Source organism: Marinomonas rhodophyticola, from assembly GCF_026113935.1.
GTDB classification, from domain to species: Bacteria; Pseudomonadota; Gammaproteobacteria; order Pseudomonadales; family Marinomonadaceae; genus Marinomonas; species Marinomonas rhodophyticola.
On sequence record NZ_JAPEUL010000006.1, the window covers coordinates 73,757 to 94,424 of the forward strand.

Here is a 20,668-nt window from a genome sequence, read left to right on the forward strand (position 1 = left end):
TTTCTTAGAGTAATTGCCCGTGTTGACGTGACCGCCGACTCCCAATGCAGTACAGGACCAACGCGGTATTACAAAAAAACCGTGGGAGTCACTGGATTTGAGTTGCAAGTTCCACAACAAGCGGCATTGGGTGAGCTTAGCAACATCTCAAGAGAGCTGCCCAAAAACTTAGCCGATGAAATAAACAGACAAGGCTACTTAAAAGCCCTCACGGCTACTAACATTGCTATTTACCCCGATGTTATTAACGCCCCCTCTTCAACTAACGCTGATGGATCACTAACTAATCTCACCAGAATCAGTGAGCAGCTTGGTGTTCAATACATCATTAGTGGTGTCATTAGAGACATTAGCGAAGTTTACCTTAGACACCCTAATGACAAAAATGCAAAAGACGATTCTGAAGAAATCGATAAAGAAAGAAACTTCGTGGTCGATATATACATTTATGATGGTTTTAGTGGCGCGCTTTTGTTTGAACACAGATACAATGAAATCGGCAACTGGGACATATCTGACCACGCAAGAATTGGCTTTGGTAGTGCAAAATTTTGGTCAGTACATTATGGCAAAGTAGTCCAACAAGCGCTAAAAGAAAGCGCATTAGATGCAAGTGAACAGCTTAGATGCCAGCCTTTTATTGCTAATATTTTCCGCACAGAAGGCAACAGAATACACATATCTGCAGGGTCAATAGCGGGTATAAAACAAGGAGATAAATTCAATATTTATCGACGATACGAGGTATTTAATCAGTTACAGTCTACCCAAACACAGCTGAATAATGCCAATATCAGTGTTACAATCAAACAAGTCCAACCTAACTTCTCTGTTGGGGAGGCTCGTTGTTGACTCTCACATACTTAACGTGCAACAACGAGATGTCGTGATTGCTTGGTAATTTTCACAACTATACGCCTTTACACAAAATGGCGGTTTTTTTATTTTTAGGACAGATACAATGAACAACGAACTACTACACCATCTAGAACAACGCATCAACGAAGCCGTTGAAGAAATTGGTTCATTACGCAAACGTATTTCAGAATTAGAAATGCAGAACTATGAACTTAGCGAAGAAAAAAGTGAGATTCAAAACTCTCTAAACCAAACAAAAGAACAGCAATCGAACTGGGAGTCTTCTCTTTCTCAAATGCTGAATCGCCTCAACCAAATGGATAACAAACAATGAGACCACTTTTACTTGCAGCTTTAGTTCTTGTCAGTGCAAACGCATCAGCAGAAGGTCAAATTGCGAGTTTAATAAATTTTGAATCTGCCGCCGCGCGCCCAACCACACCGGATGGAGAAACAAACGTTACCTCCATCATTGGGGCCAATATGGAATACACTCTGCCAGAGAATATTTCTTTTTATGGCGGACTGTCCTTTGTCATTGGGGAAAAATTCGAAAACGCTCTCACAATAGGCTCTCGATACTACAGCGCAACACCAGCATTACAGATCTTACCTGGTATTCCTATGTGGTCGTTTATCGGTGGCGGTGTCTCATTCTTAGATGAAACGGTCTATTATCCAGAAGCAGGCTTTCGTATCGGCATATCAGATGTATCTCGACTAGACGTATTTGTAAAAGTACTTAACAGTAGCAGCGATACTTATGACAAGCACGTGATGATCGGTGCAGGCTTAACCTTTTAATTAAGTAAAAATAAGACCCAAAACAAAGATGAAGCTAACACCCATTTTCGTCGCAAGCTTTGTGATCGCAACAACTTACACTTGGTGGCAAAATGACAAAACTATTACCGTTACGCTACCAAGTGACGATCAGCGAAAAGAGATGATTGGCACAAGCAATACCCCCAGTATTCCGCTGACTCCAATACAAAACTGAGCCTTGTGTCTTTATGGAACAACTTATTGCCAAACTCGAAGCGAAAATTAACTGGCTGACAAAACAGCTAGAAAATGCAAACGAGGAAATAAAAAAACTAAAGGAAAAGAACGACCTTCCCATTGAGTACAGCGCCTCAATGGATTTATTGCAACATATGGCCGATCGCTCACCCGAAGATCAACTACAGCTCTATATAGAAGACTCTCTTGATCTCTTGGGTGCCCTATCGACCCCTGAGCAAGTAATAAAAACAAAGCCAGTTGAACAGCAACTTAACTTTGATTTATTGCACGAGCATGCTGACAACAGCAGCATCACAACCACGACAATAGAACAGATTGATTACATGACCACACAACAAACTGAGCTTAACGGCTTGCAAGACGACGACAAACTAGTCGATAGCGACACTAGCGTACAACAAGCAAGTGACAGCACTACAGAGACAGCAACTTTGACGTCTGAACAAAAAAAACGTCAAAAAAATCAAAAGAATAATCGCCGTCTAATAAAAATGCTTGAAGACCGTTATCCTAAAGCGTTCGACTGGAATCAACCTAAGCCACTAAAAGTTGGTATAGACAAAGACATGACATTGGACGACGACTTCAATGCCAGCAAACAAAAACGTGCTCTAGCCGCTTATACACGCTCTGATCGCTATAAGAAGTGTCTCCTATCAGGACAGCCTCGTGTTGATCTTGAAGGCATCGCTGTAAATGATGAAGCCGCTCTTCCTGAGTCCATGATACCCAAGAAAGAGAAAAAACCATTCAACCGCCCTAAAACAACCGATCGACCTAAAGTGGACCGCCCTGCCCACAATAAAAAACCTCAAAGCACCCCATCCCCAAAAGGCAAGCCGTCACAAAAATCACAGCCAATAAAAAGCCGTGAAGATGAAGCCTATGATAATTTATCGCCAGAAGAGCGCATGAAAGCAAAACTGGAAAAATTATTAAAAAAATAGAAAAAAGTGTTTACAGATAGAAGCGCGGCATATATTATTTGCCGCGCTGCTGTGGAGGGGTTCCCGAGTGGCCAAAGGGAGCAGATTGTAAATCTGCCACGAAAGTTTCGGTGGTTCGAATCCACCTCCCTCCACCATTAATTCTTTTCTTTATAGATCAATCTTTTATCTATAAAATCATACTGCAATAAAAATCCTCAAGACATCAAATTTTAAACACATCCAGACAGAACATAAACACCACATCAAAAATCAACACGCAAGCAAAAGACGACAAACAACTCCCACAAAACAAGACACCAACATACCATCTAAGCAAAACCACGCCTATAGCCCCCCCAAGAAGAATCCCGCCAAAGACAACAAGTTAATGATCCAACAAAGCCAACCACAATAGCGATCAAACGCTGCAGCAAACCACCTGAGCACGCTAGAAGCTACTAACAGCAGACTTACCTACTCTACAATCAGGGCAACACAAGAAGCCAGAGACGAGCTAGCACCCAACTCAAAACCACAAATACAAAGTTTGATATTTTAACGAGACACGACAAAAGCCGTAACAAAGAACAGCAAGGCAAGTTTCAAAATACAGAGAAAACGAGAAATGTAAAAGATGAAGAGAATAGACAAAATAGAATGGTGGGTCGTACTGGATTCGAACCAGTGACCAATTGATTAAAAGTCAACTGCTCTACCAACTGAGCTAACGACCCGCTCTATGAAGAATTCTTTATTAATTGATGGTCGGAGTAGAGGGATTCGAACCCCCGACATCCTGCTCCCAAAGCAGGCGCGCTACCAGACTGCGCTATACTCCGATGGCTCCTCGAACTGGACTCGAACCAGTGACCCAATGATTAACAGTCATTTGCTCTACCAACTGAGCTATCGAGGAATTAATCAGGCTAGTACAGAATAAAAGCTTTAAGAGATAGTTGGTGGGTCGTACTGGATTCGAACCAGTGACCAATTGATTAAAAGTCAACTGCTCTACCAACTGAGCTAACGACCCAACTATCAAGTAATGGGGTGGACGATGGGGCTCGAACCCACGACCGATGGAATCACAATCCATAGCTCTACCAACTGAGCTACGCCCACCATTACTAACGGTGATGATAAAATTAATGGTCGGAGTAGAGGGATTCGAACCCCCGACATCCTGCTCCCAAAGCAGGCGCGCTACCAGACTGCGCTATACTCCGATGGCTCCTCGAACTGGACTCGAACCAGTGACCCAATGATTAACAGTCATTTGCTCTACCAACTGAGCTATCGAGGAACTAATTTTATCTTTGCTGCAACACACTTACCTAAGTAAGATGGCGGAGGAGGAGAGATTCGAACTCTCGGTAGGCTACTAACCTACGCCGGTTTTCAAGACCGGTGCATTAAACCGCTCTGCCACCCCTCCGTTGCGAGCGAGGTGTATAATACTGATTTGAAATTTCAGTGCAACATTTTTTTAAAAAAGTTTAACTTTTTTCACTTACGTAGCCTTGTTCAGGGGAAGAACGTATCCAAACATTAGAATACCAGTAGTAATGCTGCCCTGATTCGTCCGGCATAGTGCAATTAATACGGCCTCGGCCCACGCCGAACGGCTTATCTGCAGTGGCAACCACTTCAAAATCCGAAACCCAATCTAATTTAGCTTTACCCTGTCCAGACACGTAACAGATTAAATCCTTAAAACGATATTTCCCTTCCTTGAAAGTTAACTGAATGGTAACAGGCTGATTGGTTGCATAATCCCCTCCCGTCTTCTCGGACAATAAAGGCATCGGCTTTGCGCCCAACTTCGTTTTTAACGTCGATAAATTAGCGTAGACACCTGACGCCGGAAAACGCGGCAAATTCTCAAAATCTGAATCGCTACTAACTACACCAGATTGCTGCCCAAAAGCGATAATGTCTTTTGCCTTCATCATGGCACGAATTTGACGATCTGATTCGCCATAAGGATAAGCCAACATTTTAGGGGAATGACCTAAATGCTTCGTCAATAGAGCTTCCACTGTATCGACCTCCTTTTCCATGCGCGCTAGCCAATCACGGTCGCTTTCACCGCTTTCCTTTCTCAACATATAAGGATGGTTAACAGTATGATTAGCAAACACTCCACCATAGGCTTGCATCTCTTTCATTTGCTCCCAGGTCAAAAAGCTTGAACTGTTACGCTCTACTGGCTCGGTATTGATAAAAACCGTAAAAGGGAAGTTTCTTTCTTTTAATATTGGAAAACCCGCTTGATAAATACTTTGATATGCATCATCAAAGGAAATAGCAACGGCTTTGTCCGGCAACGGCTTATTCGCCTTTAAATCATCCAATGCGGAGCGTAGATCAACAACCTGAAATCCTGAGCTTTTAAGATAATCCATATGTTCCGTAAACTGCTCGGGCGTCACTGACGTTGAAGCAGGCGAACTCACGCTAACATGATGGTATTGCAGAATGGGCAAATAATCTTGCGCCTGAACCGTTATACTGGCGCTGAGCGCCGTCCCTAACACAAGACCACTAAAGCGAACCGTTGATAACATATCTTTTCCTTTTTGTTTAATCTTTGCCCTCATTCTACGGACGAAGCAGCGACATGACCAGCATGCCACAACCCACAACTGTTATGCCCATTTCTCTATGTCACTGCATCTACTCACAATCCGTCTGTCCACCTACACTCATAAGATAAGGACTTCATAATAAAAAGGACACATCTCCACAAGAGGACAAAATATGAGCAAATCAGCTTTTTATCAAAACTTGGAAAATCAACTCCAATCCCTTAAACAAGAAGGTCTTTACAAAATAGAGCGCCCTCTTATCACACCACAAGCAAGTCAAATCAAAACCGCGGACAACGCCCCTTTAATCAACTTATGCGCCAATAATTACCTTGGGCTTGCTAATGACCATGATGTCACACAAGCCGCCCACAAGGCGCTAGACGAATATGGTTATGGCATGGCCTCTGTGCGCTTTATTTGTGGCACTCAAGACATACATACTGAGTTAGAAAAAAGTTTGAGTGACTTTTTACAAATGGAAGACACCATTTTGTATTCGTCTTGCTTTGATGCGAACGGAGGGTTGTTTGAAACCTTGTTAGGAGAAGAGGATGCTGTTATTAGTGATGCACTCAATCACGCCAGCATCATTGATGGTATTCGACTCTGCAAGGCTAAACGTTATCGCTATGCCAATAATGACATGACCGAATTGGAAGCCATGCTTCAACAAGCCGATCAAGACGGAGCAAAAACCAAACTCATCGTTACCGATGGGGTGTTCTCTATGGACGGCATTATCGCCGATTTAACATCCATCTGCGACCTTGCCGATCAATATGACGCCTTAGTTATGGTAGACGATTCCCATGCGGTGGGCTTTTTGGGCGACAATGGTCGTGGCAGCCACGAGTACTGCGATGTGCTAGGTCGAGTAGATATTCTCACCGGAACCTTAGGCAAAGCCCTTGGTGGTGCATCAGGAGGCTATACCAGCGCTTCCAAAAGCATTGTCGACTGGTTACGCCAGCGCTCTCGTCCTTACCTGTTTTCCAACTCGCTTGCACCTGTTATCACCGCCACCAGTTTAAGCATCATTAAATCACTGGAAAACAGCACAACCGCACGCCAACAATTAAAAGCAAACAGTCAATATTTTCGCACTCAAATGAGTGCCCTAGGCTTTCATCTTGTCGCTGGCGATCACCCTATCATTCCTGTTATTTTAGGCGACGCAAAGATCGCACAAGAAATGGCAAATGCGTTGTACCAAGAAGGCATTTTCGTAACAGGATTCGCGTACCCCGTTGTACCAATGGGAAAAGCAAGAATACGCACGCAAATGTCCGCATCATTGACCACGGAACAGCTCGATCGCGCCATTACTGCCTTTGCAAAAATCGGCCGCGAAATGGGCATTATTGAGGGAAATAAAGAATGAAAACACTTGCAAAACTTCATGCCGAAAAAGGCATTTGGATGACTGACGTTGCTCACCCAGAATGTGGTCATAACGATGTGGTTATCAAGGTACGCAAAACGGCTATTTGCGGAACCGACATGCATATTTATCACTGGGATGATTGGGCACAGAATACCATTCCAGTGCCAATGACGGTAGGACACGAATTTGTTGGCGAAATCGTAGAAATTGGCCCAGAAGTAACAGGCTTTAAAATCGGTGATCGCGTTTCAGGTGAAGGCCACATCACCTGCGGACATTGTCGAAATTGTCGTGCAGGACGACGCCACCTCTGCAGAAAAACCCTTGGGGTAGGAGTCAACCGCAACGGTGCATTTGCAGAATACTTGGTTATCCCCGCAAGCAATGCCTTCAAGATCCCTAACAATATCAGCGACGACATAGCGGCAATTTTAGACCCTTTCGGCAATGCGACACATACGGCTTTATCGTTTGATTTGATTGGTGAAGATGTGCTCATCACCGGTGCTGGCCCAATAGGCGCCATGGCCGCAGCGATTGCAAAGCATGTTGGCGCGCGTAATGTTGTTATAACGGATGTCAATGATTTCCGCTTGGACTTGGCGAAGAAAATGGGAGCCACGCGAACGGTCAACGTCAGTCGAGAATCGCTAAAAGACGTGATGAGTGAAATAGGCATGTCTGAAGGCTTTGATGTGGGTCTGGAAATGTCTGGCAACGATACCGCCTTTCGTGCCATGCTCGAATGCATGAATCATGGTGGAAAAATCGCTATGCTCGGCATCCCCAGCAAAGATACCTTGATTGACTGGAACCAAGTCATCTTTAAAGGCCTAATCATTAAAGGTATTTACGGACGAGAAATGTTCGAAACCTGGTACAAGATGATCGCTATGTTGCAATCTGGCTTAGACATCAGCACAATTATTACCCATCGTTTTAAAGTTGATGAGTTTCAGCAAGGATTCGACACCATGGGATCAGGAAAATCAGGCAAAGTGATCTTGGATTGGAATTAAATCCATCTTAGTTATTGCGTCTAAAGAGTGATCGCGTTAGCGTCATTCTTTTAGACGCAAACAGAGCAACAACATGTTAGAGATAGGCACTCAAGCTCATCCCCGCCCCCATCAAGACGCGCTTTATATTTTGCTATACCGCAATCAAGTTCTGACGGAAGAGGGAAACCAATTTCTTATTCCTTTTACCCATTTTCAGCCCAACGCCAATATGAGCGCAGTGTATTGTGGAAAATGGCATGGTCAGGATATCTTTGTTTGTCGCTTTGAGTCCATACCCAAAGGGTTTCGCGAAACTGGACTAAGAGAGCTGCTTTTTTTGCAAGATCAGGATCACTACATTTTATTAAGCCGTGCCCACCAGCTCGCGACTTGGGATAGAGACCATCAGTTCTGTGGTCGCTGTGGGACCGCAATGGAAGAAAAACACGCTGCAGAGCACACAAAAATCTGCCCATCTTGCAATTTACGCCATTATCCAAGAATTTCACCCTGTGTTATTGTATCGATCAGAAAAGAAGAGCAAATTTTATTAGCTCGCGGCCCCCTTGCCCCAAAAGACAGATACAGTAATATCGCAGGCTTTGTTGAAGCAGGTGAAACCCTAGAACAAGCCGTCGCTCGCGAGGTAAAAGAAGAAGTCGGCTTAGAAATAACCAATATACGTTATGTCGACAGCCAACCTTGGTCTTTTCCTCATCAGCTGATGGTCGGATTTTTTGCTGACTATAAGAGTGGTGATATCGCTCCAGCCCCAGGTGAAATTGAAGAGGCCAATTGGTATTCCATTGATGCCCTACCCAATATCCCGAACAATGCGACCATATCGGGACAACTGATCAACGCGCATGTGGCGAACATTAAAGCCCAACGCTCTTAATACCAGTGATGAAAGGACTGTAGGTAAACACTTACTGTCCTTTGTTTACGGTATTTCACCCAAAAAATAACCGTTTATTACGACACTGCCAGCCCCCTCTTTTGGGGGCTTTTTTATGATCGACAGCAAACCAAATTCCACTGGGGTTTCCTAACGACTTTCTCTATACTAGGCGCCCCCTTTAACCCTGTTTAATGAGAATGATGTGGAAGATTTACTGCATTCAATAGAACAAAAAGTAAAACCATTAATCGGTTTAGGCAAGGTCGCAAACTACATTCCCGCGTTAGCCAATGTCGATCCCAATCAATTTGGTATCGCCATCTACAGCAATAATGGTGAGCTTTACCATGCAGGCCAAGCGTATACAGACTTCTCTATACAAAGTATCTCTAAAGTCTTTAGCTTGACCCTTGCCATCAAACATTATGGTGAAGACATGTGGAAGCGCGTTGGTCGTGAGCCGTCGGGCAACCCTTTTAACTCCTTAGTGCAATTAGAATACGAAGCAGGCGTGCCCCGTAACCCCTTCATTAACGCAGGGGCGCTGGTGATCAGCGACATGAATCAGTCACGTTTTGCCTCTCCCCATTATGCGATGCGAGAATTTATACGTCGCCTAGCCGATAACCCAGAATTACGCTCAGATAAAATAGTATCCGATTCAGAGTACGAATTTCGCGCCCGTAATGCCTCAATGGCCTATCTTATGAAGGCATTCGGCAACTTTCATAATGATGTCGAGGCGGTGTTACACAGCTACTTTGATAATTGTGCTATGCGCATGAATTGTGTCGATCTGGCGAAAGCCTTTAGTTTCTTAGCAAATAAAGGCTACTGTCGGCATTCTGGTGAGCAAATGCTTAGCCCTAGAGAGACCACGCAGGTAAATGGATTACTTGCCACGAGTGGACTATATGACGAAGCAGGAAATTTTGCTTATCGTGTCGGCCTACCCGGTAAAAGCGGTGTTGGTGGCGGTATAATTGCTATTGTCCCTAATCGCTTTTCCGTTTGTGTATGGTCGCCTGAACTGAATAAATCTGGCAATTCGCTTGCCGGCATGGCCGCTCTCGAAGCCTTGTCCGAAAGTATTGGTTGGTCGGTTTTTGGGTGATTTACCTGCATATTTCTAGACATAAAAAAGGGCCAATCAAGGCCCTTTTACCAATATCAGTCAAACCCCTAATATTAAATTAATCTGTCACCACTTTATAACAAGGCACATACGCACTGCCGGGCAGCTTCATCCGTTGTTGACGAACAAAGGCTTGTAACAAAGCGTCTAATTTCGCCAACAAAGCTTTATCACCATGAATCTCAAATGGCCCAAACTCTTTGATATACGCCACGCCTTGGGCTTTTACGTTACCTGCGACGATAGATGAGAAGGCACGACGCAAATCCGCCGCCAACAAATGCGTTTCTTGATTGAAGTGCAGGTTTAAACCACGCACATTGTCATGAGTTGGCTCAAACGGGTGTTGAAACTCTTCTGGAATATGCAATTTCCAGTTGTAGTAAAACGCATCTTGATGGGCTTTACGATATTGACGCACATCTTCCATTCCTTGCTTAATAGTGCGCGCCACTTCCACTTCATCTTCAATGATAATGCGGTATTTATTTTGCGCTTCTACGCCCAATACATCACCAATAAAAGCGTGAATTTGCTCAAAGTAATCTGCGCTTTCTTTTGGACCTGTAAACACCAAAGGAAAAGGAACATCGGCATTTTTAGGGTGCAACAGGATACCTAAAATATACAAAATTTCTTCGGCCGTACCCGCACCGCCTGGAAACACCACAATACCATGGCCAGCACGAACAAAAGCCTCAAGCCGCTTCTCGATATCTGGCATAATGACCAGCTGATTGACAATCGGATTCGGTGACTCTGCAGCAATAATGCCAGGCTCTGTTAAACCCAAATACACACCATTTTTAATACGTTGCTTAGCGTGAGCAATGGCCGCACCTTTCATTGGCCCCTTCATGGCCTCCAGTCCACAACCCGTACAAATATTGAGTTCACGCAAGCCTAACTCATGACCTACACGCTTGGTATAATCGTATTCGTGACGTGCAATAGAGTGGCCGCCCCAACATACAATCATGTCGGGATTCTGAATTCGGCGGAAGACATTCGCATTGCGCAACAGTTCAAAGACGACATTGGTCAATTTCTCTGAGCTGGCATTCTCTAAGCCACGGGCAAGCAGGTACTCATGCTGAGTAAAAATAATGTCGCGTAATACGCTAAACAGCATTTCCCGCACACTGCTGATCATCTTGCCATCAACAAACGCACTGCTTGGCGCATTCTTAAGCTGCAACTTCACGCCACGTTCTTGCTGTACAATGCGAATTTCAAAGTCTTTAAACTCTTCCATGGCCGCTTGCGGATCATCGGAATCACTACCACAGTTCAAAATAGCCAAAGCACAACGATGGAATAAATCATGAAGTGGGCCTGACTCTTCTGACAGACGAGAGATTTCATTTTGAGATAACATCTCTAACGCACCCTTTGGTGCGACTAACGCATCAACGCGATCTTCATACTGCATGATCGCCCTCCTTACTTCTGGGTTGTTGTCTTTAAGATACATAAACTTTCATACAAACATAGTGGTCGCGCATTGGTTTTTTATCAAGTCTTAACAAACAAGTTATTAAAAATAGTCAGAACAAAATCAATTATTTAACACGTAGTTGCTGATAATAAAGAGACTTCATTTCAATTAAACGACTGTAAGTCCGACGAAACTCAAATAATAAAGAACCGTTTAAATACAAATCTTCAAGTGGCACATCTGCATTCAACAAAAGCACCACTTGATGATCGTAGCACTCATCCACCAAACTGATAAAACGTCGCACAGCATCGTCATTGATACCCAAAGACACAGCACGATCACCCGTTTTTCCTGAGCCAACGGCACCGTCTTCTGTGCCCCGCGCTTTGATATGCTCAAAAGGTTCACTGCTTAATTCGGGAATCGCCGTCAGCATGATGAATGGATAGCTTTTCGCTAATTCAATGTAGTCCAACGACGATCTTGGGCCATTGCACAGTTCGTGAAAATCAAACCAGGCGATATTCTCTGCTGACTCAATCACAGCAATCGCACGACGACAAATGAGCAGCGGTTGCTGATTCACAGTGCCTTTTGCTAACTGCCTAAACAAAACGGCCATCTCTTGCTCATGTTTGACGAAAAAGATCGGCGAACAACCGGTATGACGTAATCGATGGTCCTCTTCGCCACCAAGATGAAGACTCTTCACATTTTGCTGTAACAAGGCAATGGCCGGCGCGAAGCGTTCTTTTTGTAACTGATTTTGAAAAAGATTTTCCACAGCAATATTCGACGTTGCTACCAGCACAACCCCTTCGTCAAACAAGGCCTCGATTAATCCGCCTAGCAGCATAGCGTCGCCAATATCTGTGACAAAAAATTCATCAAAACACAGCACACGACACTCTGACGCTAACCGCTTGGCAATGCCTTTTAACGGATTTTTTTGACCAAAGGCAAGATTCAATTCTCGATGCAAACGTGCCATAAAATGGTGAAAGTGCAGCCTCAACCCAATACCATCTGGCAAACAGCCATAAAACAAATCCATCAGAAACGTCTTACCACGGCCCACATCCCCCCAGAGATAAACTCCTTGGATTGACTCAACCCCATCTGCGTTTGATAGATTCGACATTAGTAACTGATAAACACGTTCTAATTCATATAGCGCGGGCTGCTGATGAACATCAAACAACACATCCTGTCGCTCGAGCTTGTCTTGGTAATACGACAAAGGTGACATCAAAATCTTACACCCTTGCCGCACGCAAACGTGCTACTGGACGCTCATCAATTAGGATATGAATCAACGCCGTAATCAAGGCAATGATACAAGCGGCCCACCAAACAACATCGTAGGAGCCTGTTTTATCATACAAATAACCACCTAACCAAACCCCACTAAACGAGCCTAATTGATGGCCTAAAAATACGATGCCATATAACAATCCCATGTAACGCAAACCAAACATTTGTGCGACCAAACCAGACGTTGGCGGCACTGTCGCTAACCAAAGCAGCCCAGTAACAATAGAAAACACGTAGACAGACATATCCGTCATCGGCAAGGTCATAAACAAGGCAATGGCTAACGCTCTTAGCGCGTAAATAATAGTCAATAGTTTTTTCTTCGAGTATTTGCCTGCCCAACTGCCTGACAACAAACAACCAAAAATATTAAACAGACCAATAAGCGCCAAACTGGCGACAGCAATATCAGACGAGAACCCTTGGTCAGATAAAAACGCTGGCATGTGCACTGTAATAAACGCTAACTGAAAACCACAAACAAAAAAGCCCACAACTAAAAGCCAATAATGCGAGTAAGCACTCGCTTCATGTAGAGCTTCTTTCATAGTTTGTGTTACTTCTGTGACGGCAGTGTTCGCACTCATGCTCACTTTTTCTTGGCGGAAAGGACTCGATAACAACACCATCATCAAAGCGCACAATGCCATCAACAGTAGCGCATTACTCCAACCGTAAGCCGCGATAAAATCTTGCGCTATTGGCACAACAAGTAACTGACCTGTAGACCCAGCAGCACTGCCCAGACCTAGAGCAAAGGAGCGTTTCTCAGGCGACACCATACGCGCCATAGCAGGCAACACCACGCCAAAACCCGTCGCCGCGATGCCCATTCCCATCAATACACCAGCGCCAATATTCAGCCCTATAACACCATCTGCTCCAGCCGTTACATATAAACCAAGAGCATACAAAGCCGCACCAATAAACAAGGTTTTTAAGGTGCCGTAACGATCAGCAAAAGCACCAGCAACAGGCTGAAATAAGCCCCAGCATAGGTTTTGCAACGCCAATGCAAAAGCAAAAACCTCACGTCCATAGCCAAACTCTTGTGAGATAGGCGACATAAAAAAGCCCATTGATGATCGCAAACCAAAGTTCAACGCCAATAAGAGGCAAATCAAAACAATAGAAACACTCAGTAATTTTACTGGACGAGACATCCACTTGCCCTTTTTATAGTAGCCCAACGATAAAATGATCGATTTATCATATTCATAGCATGACCATAAGTCGAGCTTGAGCCTGCACCAAGTTAACCAGTTCTAAATACGCAAAAAAAATGCCCAACCGCGTTGCGGCTAGGCATTATCAACACACCAGCAAGACTAAGGCGTCAAAGGACGATAAAAACCCGTCACCCTGTCATTAAAGGTCAACGTCTCTACCAAGGCTTTCAACTTAGCTTGCGTTAATCCTGTGCTCAGCTGGTCCATATCATTAAGATAACGCGCATCACCGTATAAGGTTTCACTTAATTCCAGTCGGTGTGCTAACGTGCCATCGAAATCCTTTTCTAGACGGCTTTCCTCTACATCAGCAAAAGCGTCTTGTATTTCATCTACCCACGCCGCTGTGACCATCTCAGGTAATTCAGATAACGCTTTGTTAGTCATTGCCGCCAAATCGTTTAATCGCTCTGGCGCACTGGAATATTGAATGCTCAACTCCGCACGGTGGGTGTCTTTGTTCAGTTCCAAGCCGACTCTTACACTGTAAACCCCTTGAGCTTCACTGCGCAGCCGCTGTTTTAACTTTGCCTCTAAACGCTCACCCAAATAGGTCAATTGCAGGGCAGCAATCGGTGACCAAGGCATAGACTGGTAGGCATACATGCGATATTCCGCCTTTGGCTCAATATTCAATGCCATGTCAACGACTGACTCGCCAGACAACTGCAACACCGGTAGTGTTTCGTAGTCAGAAGTACGATAAGCAGACGTATCACGAGGAATCGAGGCAAGGTATTTTGCAGCCAGTTCTGTCATATCCGTTTCTGGCAAACGCGACACAATGAAATAATGTACGGGCAAAGCGACTTGTTTCATTCGTGTCTGCTCTAACGTCTCTAACGACAATGACGTTAAATCCGTAAGGCTTGGTGACATCTCTTTTTGCCCAAAACGGGCTTGTGCCATACGCTTTGTAAACACTTCAATCGGACGAACAACCTCAATATTCAGGCTTCTTTTCAAGCTTGCCATCACACTATCGTAGACAGCCTCATCTATTTTGGGTGTAACTTGATTAACACGATAAACAGCCAATAGTTTGTCAAAGGCCTCATCGTCTGTCGCGCCTCGGTAAGTCAGACTTTGTGCTTTTTGCTTCGTCGATAAAAACACTTGGTGGTGTCGACGCCATTGCGCATACTCTTCGTCGCTCCAACCATAAATCCCCGTTGCATCCGACAGTTGCACCGCAATTTGTTCTGCCCATGTCGAACCTTGTGTGACGTTATAGCCAGCGGCTGAAAACGCCGTAAAATAACTTTTATTGTCATCCTCTGACACTTCAATTTGATAACGCCCCGCCAATACACTTGGATCTAACAAGGTTAATTTATCCCCGTTAGATAAAGACCAATTGGATACCCCTAATTCCGCCTCTCTTGATATCAAAGACAACGAGCCGGATTGAGTGACAACAGGCAGCATTTTTTCGGCCACCACTTTTTCCTCTTCCAACGGCGCAAGATCTTGTTTATTGATGGTGTCAAACATCGCCTCAACCGATTCCACAGAGCCTATATCAACACGTTTTCCACCAACGGCTTGCGTATACAGAATACGATCCGGAGCCGACAACCACTGACGCAAACGCGCATTGACATCGTCAAGAGAAATATTTCTCACTAGGCGCAATACTCGATCATTGCTTAGTACTGGATCCTGTAATTTTTTGCCTGACGTCACCGCATCCACCATTTTGACAGCCCAAATAGTGCCACGATTTTTTGCCGCTTCTTTATTGGCTTCTGCGGTATCAATGACTTTTTTATAAACTTTATCAAAGTCTTGCTGATAAAACCCATGCGCTTTAATCCGCTCTAGTTCCTGAATTAACGTTTCTAAACCTAGCGAGTGGTAACCTTCATCAACATTCACCGAAAAACCCAAAATTGCCACGTTGGGTGACACAGTTCCTTTGGTACTGGATAAAGCACGAACATGCTCTGGTAAGACATCTCTTTGGCGCCGTATTTGTTCAGTGAGCAAGTTACGCGTCATATAATCAATCAATCCGTCACGTCGGCCCTCGTCCGTATCAAAAGACTCGCTACCAAATCGATATAAAAAAGCAACCTGATTGATTTTGCTGCCGGCGTCGCGCAACTGACCCATTTTAAGAAGATCATCTAATATAGGGTCTTTTGAGTGCCGTTCTGGTAGCATCCGCCTAGGCTCAGCACTAAAAACGTTTTTAATTTGTGTCTCTAAACCGTGACTATCAACGGGAGCATAAATGACTAACGCCATATTATTTGGCGCGTACCAGTCTCGATAAAAAGCCTGCAGTTGCTCAGCGGGGGTGTTTTTAATCGTGTCCTGCGTGCCAATAACAGGGCGCTCTGGATACAATGAGCCAACCCGTAACAAGGCTTTTTTCTCATCATTCACTCGCGCTCGATGACTCAATTTTCCACGCCACTCTTCTTGAATAATCAAGCGCTCTTTATCTAACGACGTCACTCTAATATCAGCGTGAAAAACCATTTGCTGATACACGTCCAACACCCTGTAGAGCCGCTCCGGTGTAGTGTTACGCAGATTCACCATATAACGCGTATTTTCACTGTTGGTCATGGCATTAAAATCACGCCCCTGCTTAAACCCCATATCGAACAAGGCTTGCCGAGTACCATTCGGTAATCCTGCGCTTTCATGGAACACCATATGCTCCACCATATGCGCCACACCGAGCTGATTTGCTTTTTCATCGATCGCACCAGAAAGCACCACTAAATTCGCCAAAGTCAGACCTTCTGGCGCGTCTTTTTCCTGTCTTGAATCAAATAAATAATACTGAAAACCATTGTCTAATGTGCCGTGAACAACACGCTTATCCCAAGGTAATCCTTCATCGTCATTTGCAAACGCCTGAAGCGTAAACATCACCGCACACGTTAATCCAACCACACGTAAAATATTCTGAAGAAAAAGCATAAAACCGCTCATAGAGAAATCATTCATATAAAGACATAAACAAATGCTCAATGGAGCATTTGTTTATAAAAAGAAAGGAGATAGAAAGAACATCAGCTTAGAAACGCATGCCGACTTCCATAGAAATTTTTCGACCCGAGGTGTAAGATTGAGTCGCTGTAGAAGACGTGGAAGTTGTTGTCGATACAACATCATCGAATAAGTTAGTGACTTTCAATTGAACATACCCTTCACTTTTGGCAAATAAAGGGGGTGTCCACTGTATTTGAGTATCAACAGTGATTAGATCATCAAAGTCTTTGTCTTCATAAATAGCATATTTTACACCATTAGCATCAGTATAATCTTCTCCGCTATCTTGAGCGACAGTTCCACCGCTTTTCACATTCACGAAGTTACTCCACATAATATGCCATGTAGGGATATGGGTAGCGGAGCTTAGTTTAATCGTAAATGGAATCGCGTAATCCCACGCAGGTAAGTTCTCAAAGGCCGTAACTTGCCCATCATAATAAACAGGATCCTCTTCCGTTGTTTCATCATAAGCATCAGAGCCTTGCGAGTTAGATGTGCTTTCTTGCCAGCCAATTGAGAAAGCTAATTTGGTTTGAGTACCTAATAAATTGAAAGGGTCATGCTGTTCAAACTCTAGTGACACGTCATTTGTTGAGCTTCGGCCAGTATTATCATAAAAATATTTACCACTTTCATCTCGATCACGATGAACACCATCACGACTTTCCCTATTAACCAGTTTCAACGCAGCATCAAATGGTCCCATTCGTTGCATCCAGCCAAGCATTAACTCATCAGAATAGGGTGTCTTTAAATCAAAATCTTTTAACGATGTATCATCGTATTCTAATACCTGATTCACCGAACCATTCGTACTGTAAGTCGTACGAGTTTTCCAAGAAGCAAGTGTTTGATTAATATCATATTTCAAAAAATTCCGACCATAATAACGACTTGCACCAGCAACTAAACGAGTGTTATCGTCCCCAAATACATCCCATTCCACTTTCGCCCGAGGTGCAACATTAGTATTACCCAGTAAAGTTTCTTTGTCTGCGCGAACACCAATCGTTGTCGTCCAATCACCTACTGCAACCTCATCCTGTAAATAAAGAGCGTAGTTTTCATAGTCTTTTTCGAACTTCCCAGCTTTAGTCTCAGTCACTCTCCAAAGATAATCTCTACTAGCATCTCCTCGGCAATTTGTCGGATTACAGCGATAAATATTATTCGTAATATCACCATCCACACTATAAAAAGAGTTTGTATACTTTAGTTCTGTTCCGAAAGTCACTAAGTGTCTGGTTGAACCAATAGAAAAAGCATCATGAACCCATTTTGAACCTAAAGTATACCTATCCTGTTGCTGGGTAATATCACCATACCCCCCTGAATAAGCTTTGGTACGAGGATCGTAAGTATATACACTTGATTCGCTATCTAACGCATCGATAGAGCGATCAAATCCACCTGTTATAGTTAATAAACTGCTATCAAAGTGGTAATTGGCCTCCGTAGAAGCACCATACGCTTCATGAGAACGCTCAAATGGTGCTGTATAGGATGTAGAAGTTATACCTGTATAATAACGATTTGAGTATTTAAAATTGGCTCCTAAGTCAAGACGATCAGATACTTTGGCATCAATACGTCCCATAATGTTATCTACGGTATCATCATAATAAACGTCTCTCTCCTCTCTTGTACTCAAGTCTATATAATTTTGCTTAAATTTAGAGGTTCTACGGGAGAAAGTAACAGAGCTTCCAATATTATCCGTCAGTGACTTTAGAGCCGTAATTGAATAATTCTGTTTCTTATAATCCGGTGTATAAGAGCCATCTGAAACACCACTTTCGGCATAATCCTCCACGAGAGATTCGTCGACATGAAATTTTTCCCAAGAATCCTGAGTAAGACCGTATTTTATAAACAGCTCATCTTCGCCAGCGTATTTTTTTAACTTTGCATCCACAACACCACCAGTAAAACCACCGTATTCCACAGGGACATTACTGTCATAAACTTTTACTTCGCCTAGGGCGTCAGCATCAACATAATAACTTTGTGGAGAACCACCTGACAATGTCGATAAACTTGCGGGATTAATAGGGTTTGTATACGTATCGCCACTGCCACTCGAACCTGGATCAAAATCACTAGATGTATCCACACCATCGATCATAAAAGCATTTTGATAATAATCTTGACCATGAATGGATATTTCATCAGGGCGAAGACTCGCACTGCTTGCTGAACTACTACTAGAGCGACTGTAGTTAACCGCTGTATTGGTACGAAGCAGATCGGTTAAATTTCCCCCTTCGGTCGGCATGGCTTCAATATCTTCCGAGCCAATTACCTGAACACCCACCTCTTTCTGGTTCTTCATTTCTCTCACCATCAAAGGCGACAAACTAACGCCGTCTTCCGTCTGTGTTACTGAGTTTTCATCAACTAACACGACGCTGTTTCCATCCCCTCTTTGATAAGATAGCCCTGTTCCTACTAGCAATAGCTCTAATGCCTGTTCCGTCGAGTATTCGCCTTCAAAACCTACCGTTTGCTTACCACTCAGAAGTTGCGCGCTGCCACCCAAAAACAGACCGGAGGTTGCAGCAAAAGCATTAACCGCTTTAGACAAAGATCCAGCGCCAATCTTGTAATAACGCATATCTGCAGACACAGATTCGGCATACACAATAGACGCAGGCAATATAGAAAAACTACTCACTAACGCAATCTGCAACGCCAGTAGCCTTGGGGTTGCACGACGCTTAAAAGACGGTATTGCAGGACGAGATGACATATAAACTCCGTAATAGTAATGCTAATTACTACTATTACCGAACAGAGGGAGAAAAAGGGGACATGAAAAAGCCTGCTTTTCAATAAATATTTAATACAGTCGCTTTATGGTGAATTAAACAGGAGAAATACTGATCCACCAAGGCAGCGTTTCTTTAACGCGAAGAGGAAAACTGCTCTCTAGCATGCTAAATATCACATCAGTATTTTGCACAGGATACGTTCCAACCACACGCCAGTCTGCAATAGTTGGGTCAACGTTAATAAAACCGTGGCGGTAGCGGCTCAGCTCGTTGACAAAGTCAGACAAAGGCATGTTTTCTACGACCAACAAGCCTTTTACCCAAGATTCATATAAGGCCAACGCTGGCCTGACCTCATCAAAGGATTGTGGAGTAAAAATAACGGATTCCCCAGCATGAATTTCTTTGGTGACTGTCGATTCGTTCAAGGCAATAGACAAAGTACCATGATACACAGAGAGGATGGCTTGCTGGTCAGGTAAATGTCGTAGACAAAACCGCGCCTTGTTAGTCATTGGGCGCACAGTAGCTTTACCACAAGACAAGGCAAAAGGCCGACTATCTTGGTTTGCTAGCTCCACAAAAGCCTCGCCCGACAACAAGGATAAGTGTCGAATAGCGGCGGTATAATAAGGTGTCATTGCACTGTTGGTGTTTAACCACACATGGGAACCGTCATCTAAAGAGAAGGAAGACTGCTCGCCCACCGAGGTATGAAAATCGGCGTGCCACGCCGCCACCATTGAAGGCAATGCAGTTTTTTGCCAACTCACCCACCCCAACGAGGCAATACCGGCCAAGCCAAGCACCCCTTTCATAAACTGACGCCGACCAACTGTGTGCGTTCTGTCTAATACATAACTCGCGGATTGTTGAGACTCAGGGTTTTGAAAAGAAGAAAACATAACACTGACTGACTCCACTTGTTGCCACGCTTTACGGTGCATATCGTCTTCATTCAGCCATCGCTGCCACGCTGCCTGATCAACCTCCGAGACAGGTGTATCAGATAAAACAGCAAACCACTCAGAAGCGGCCTCAAGATGGGCATAGGTGACAGATTGAGATGAAGTCAT

16 protein-coding genes and 9 tRNA genes are annotated in these 20,668 nt (G+C 44.0%); 10 read left to right on the forward strand and 15 right to left on the reverse strand.

The window, feature by feature from the left end; all coding sequences use genetic code 11:
- Nucleotides 1-27 precede the first annotated feature (27 nt).
- From ONZ52_RS06210 to ONZ52_RS06235, 6 genes are all read left to right on the forward strand, one after another.
- Nucleotides 28-852 (forward strand): flagella assembly protein FlgT middle domain-containing protein, encoded by an 825-nt coding sequence (locus ONZ52_RS06210; protein ID WP_265217833.1) that lies wholly within the window; start codon nt 28-30, stop codon nt 850-852.
- Nucleotides 853-961: 109 nt separating this feature from the next.
- Nucleotides 962-1,192, forward strand: coding sequence for a cell division protein ZapB (locus ONZ52_RS06215; protein WP_111608127.1), 231 nt, complete (start codon nt 962-964; stop codon nt 1,190-1,192).
- Entirely contained in the window at nt 1,189-1,662 is a 474-nt protein-coding gene (locus ONZ52_RS06220; protein WP_265217834.1) for a hypothetical protein, read from the forward strand. The genes ONZ52_RS06215 and ONZ52_RS06220 overlap by 4 nt, the downstream gene beginning before the upstream one ends.
- Before the next feature lie 28 nt (nt 1,663-1,690).
- Nucleotides 1,691-1,858 carry a hypothetical protein gene (locus tag ONZ52_RS06225; RefSeq protein WP_265217835.1) on the forward strand — a complete coding sequence of 56 codons (168 nt, stop codon included), beginning with the start codon at nt 1,691-1,693 and terminating at the stop codon, nt 1,856-1,858.
- 13 nt (nt 1,859-1,871) lie between these two features.
- The gene (locus ONZ52_RS06230; RefSeq protein WP_265217836.1) at nt 1,872-2,831 is read left to right on the forward strand and encodes a ProQ/FinO family protein; all 960 of its coding nucleotides are present in this window, start codon (nt 1,872-1,874) and stop codon (nt 2,829-2,831) included.
- 53 nt (nt 2,832-2,884) lie between these two features.
- Nucleotides 2,885-2,968: transfer RNA gene (locus tag ONZ52_RS06235), tRNA-Tyr, on the forward strand.
- 503 nt (nt 2,969-3,471) lie between these two features.
- Here ONZ52_RS06235 and ONZ52_RS06240 read toward each other — a convergent pair.
- From ONZ52_RS06240 to ONZ52_RS06280, 9 genes are all read right to left on the reverse strand, one after another.
- Nucleotides 3,472-3,547, reverse strand: a tRNA-Lys gene (locus ONZ52_RS06240).
- Between the two features lie 28 nt (nt 3,548-3,575).
- A tRNA-Pro gene (locus ONZ52_RS06245) sits at nt 3,576-3,652 on the reverse strand.
- A gap of 1 nt (nt 3,653) precedes the next feature.
- Nucleotides 3,654-3,729: transfer RNA gene (locus ONZ52_RS06250), tRNA-Asn, on the reverse strand.
- A gap of 41 nt (nt 3,730-3,770) precedes the next feature.
- Nucleotides 3,771-3,846, reverse strand: a tRNA-Lys gene (locus ONZ52_RS06255).
- Between the two features lie 13 nt (nt 3,847-3,859).
- Nucleotides 3,860-3,935 (reverse strand) — tRNA-His (locus ONZ52_RS06260).
- A 27-nt stretch (nt 3,936-3,962) separates the two neighbouring features.
- A tRNA-Pro gene (locus ONZ52_RS06265) sits at nt 3,963-4,039 on the reverse strand.
- Nucleotide 4,040: 1 nt separating this feature from the next.
- A tRNA-Asn gene (locus tag ONZ52_RS06270) sits at nt 4,041-4,116 on the reverse strand.
- Nucleotides 4,117-4,157: 41 nt separating this feature from the next.
- A tRNA-Ser gene (locus tag ONZ52_RS06275) sits at nt 4,158-4,248 on the reverse strand.
- 61 nt (nt 4,249-4,309) lie between these two features.
- Nucleotides 4,310-5,380, reverse strand: coding sequence for a polysaccharide deacetylase family protein (locus ONZ52_RS06280; RefSeq protein ID WP_265217837.1), 1,071 nt, complete (start codon nt 5,378-5,380; stop codon nt 4,310-4,312).
- Between the two features lie 193 nt (nt 5,381-5,573).
- Between ONZ52_RS06280 and ONZ52_RS06285 the strand changes: the two genes are divergently transcribed.
- The 4 genes from ONZ52_RS06285 to glsB all read left to right on the forward strand — a co-directional run bounded on the left by ONZ52_RS06285 (nt 5,574) and on the right by glsB (nt 9,804).
- Nucleotides 5,574-6,785: a glycine C-acetyltransferase gene (locus tag ONZ52_RS06285; RefSeq protein ID WP_265217838.1), complete on the forward strand. Its 1,212-nt coding sequence runs from the start codon at nt 5,574-5,576 to the stop codon at nt 6,783-6,785.
- The gene (gene tdh / locus ONZ52_RS06290) at nt 6,782-7,807 is read left to right on the forward strand and encodes an L-threonine 3-dehydrogenase (RefSeq protein ID WP_265217839.1); all 1,026 of its coding nucleotides are present in this window, start codon (nt 6,782-6,784) and stop codon (nt 7,805-7,807) included. The genes ONZ52_RS06285 and tdh overlap by 4 nt, the downstream gene beginning before the upstream one ends.
- 73 nt (nt 7,808-7,880) lie before the next feature.
- Nucleotides 7,881-8,687, forward strand: coding sequence for an NAD(+) diphosphatase (gene nudC, locus ONZ52_RS06295; RefSeq protein WP_265217840.1), 807 nt, complete (start codon nt 7,881-7,883; stop codon nt 8,685-8,687).
- Between the two features lie 205 nt (nt 8,688-8,892).
- Nucleotides 8,893-9,804 carry a glutaminase B gene (gene glsB / locus ONZ52_RS06300; RefSeq protein WP_265217841.1) on the forward strand — a complete coding sequence of 304 codons (912 nt, stop codon included), beginning with the start codon at nt 8,893-8,895 and terminating at the stop codon, nt 9,802-9,804.
- Nucleotides 9,805-9,883: 79 nt separating this feature from the next.
- Here the strand turns inward: glsB and ppnN are convergent, their stop codons facing one another.
- The 6 genes from ppnN to ONZ52_RS06330 all read right to left on the reverse strand — a co-directional run bounded on the left by ppnN (nt 9,884) and on the right by ONZ52_RS06330 (nt 20,668).
- A complete protein-coding gene (ppnN, locus tag ONZ52_RS06305; protein WP_265217842.1) occupies nt 9,884-11,257 on the reverse strand; it encodes a nucleotide 5'-monophosphate nucleosidase PpnN in 1,374 nt (457 codons plus the stop codon).
- Nucleotides 11,258-11,387: 130 nt separating this feature from the next.
- Nucleotides 11,388-12,515, reverse strand: a complete 1,128-nt coding sequence (gene zapE / locus ONZ52_RS06310; protein ID WP_265217843.1) for a cell division protein ZapE — start codon at nt 12,513-12,515, stop codon at nt 11,388-11,390.
- A gap of 7 nt (nt 12,516-12,522) precedes the next feature.
- The gene (locus ONZ52_RS06315) at nt 12,523-13,743 is read right to left on the reverse strand and encodes an MFS transporter (protein WP_265217844.1); all 1,221 of its coding nucleotides are present in this window, start codon (nt 13,741-13,743) and stop codon (nt 12,523-12,525) included.
- 165 nt (nt 13,744-13,908) lie between these two features.
- A complete protein-coding gene (locus tag ONZ52_RS06320) occupies nt 13,909-16,746 on the reverse strand; it encodes a M16 family metallopeptidase (RefSeq protein WP_265217845.1) in 2,838 nt (945 codons plus the stop codon).
- Between the two features lie 97 nt (nt 16,747-16,843).
- Nucleotides 16,844-19,570 (reverse strand): TonB-dependent receptor, encoded by a 2,727-nt coding sequence (locus tag ONZ52_RS06325; protein ID WP_265217846.1) that lies wholly within the window; start codon nt 19,568-19,570, stop codon nt 16,844-16,846.
- A gap of 114 nt (nt 19,571-19,684) precedes the next feature.
- Nucleotides 19,685-20,668 carry a DUF4880 domain-containing protein gene (locus ONZ52_RS06330; RefSeq protein WP_265217847.1) on the reverse strand — a complete coding sequence of 328 codons (984 nt, stop codon included), beginning with the start codon at nt 20,666-20,668 and terminating at the stop codon, nt 19,685-19,687.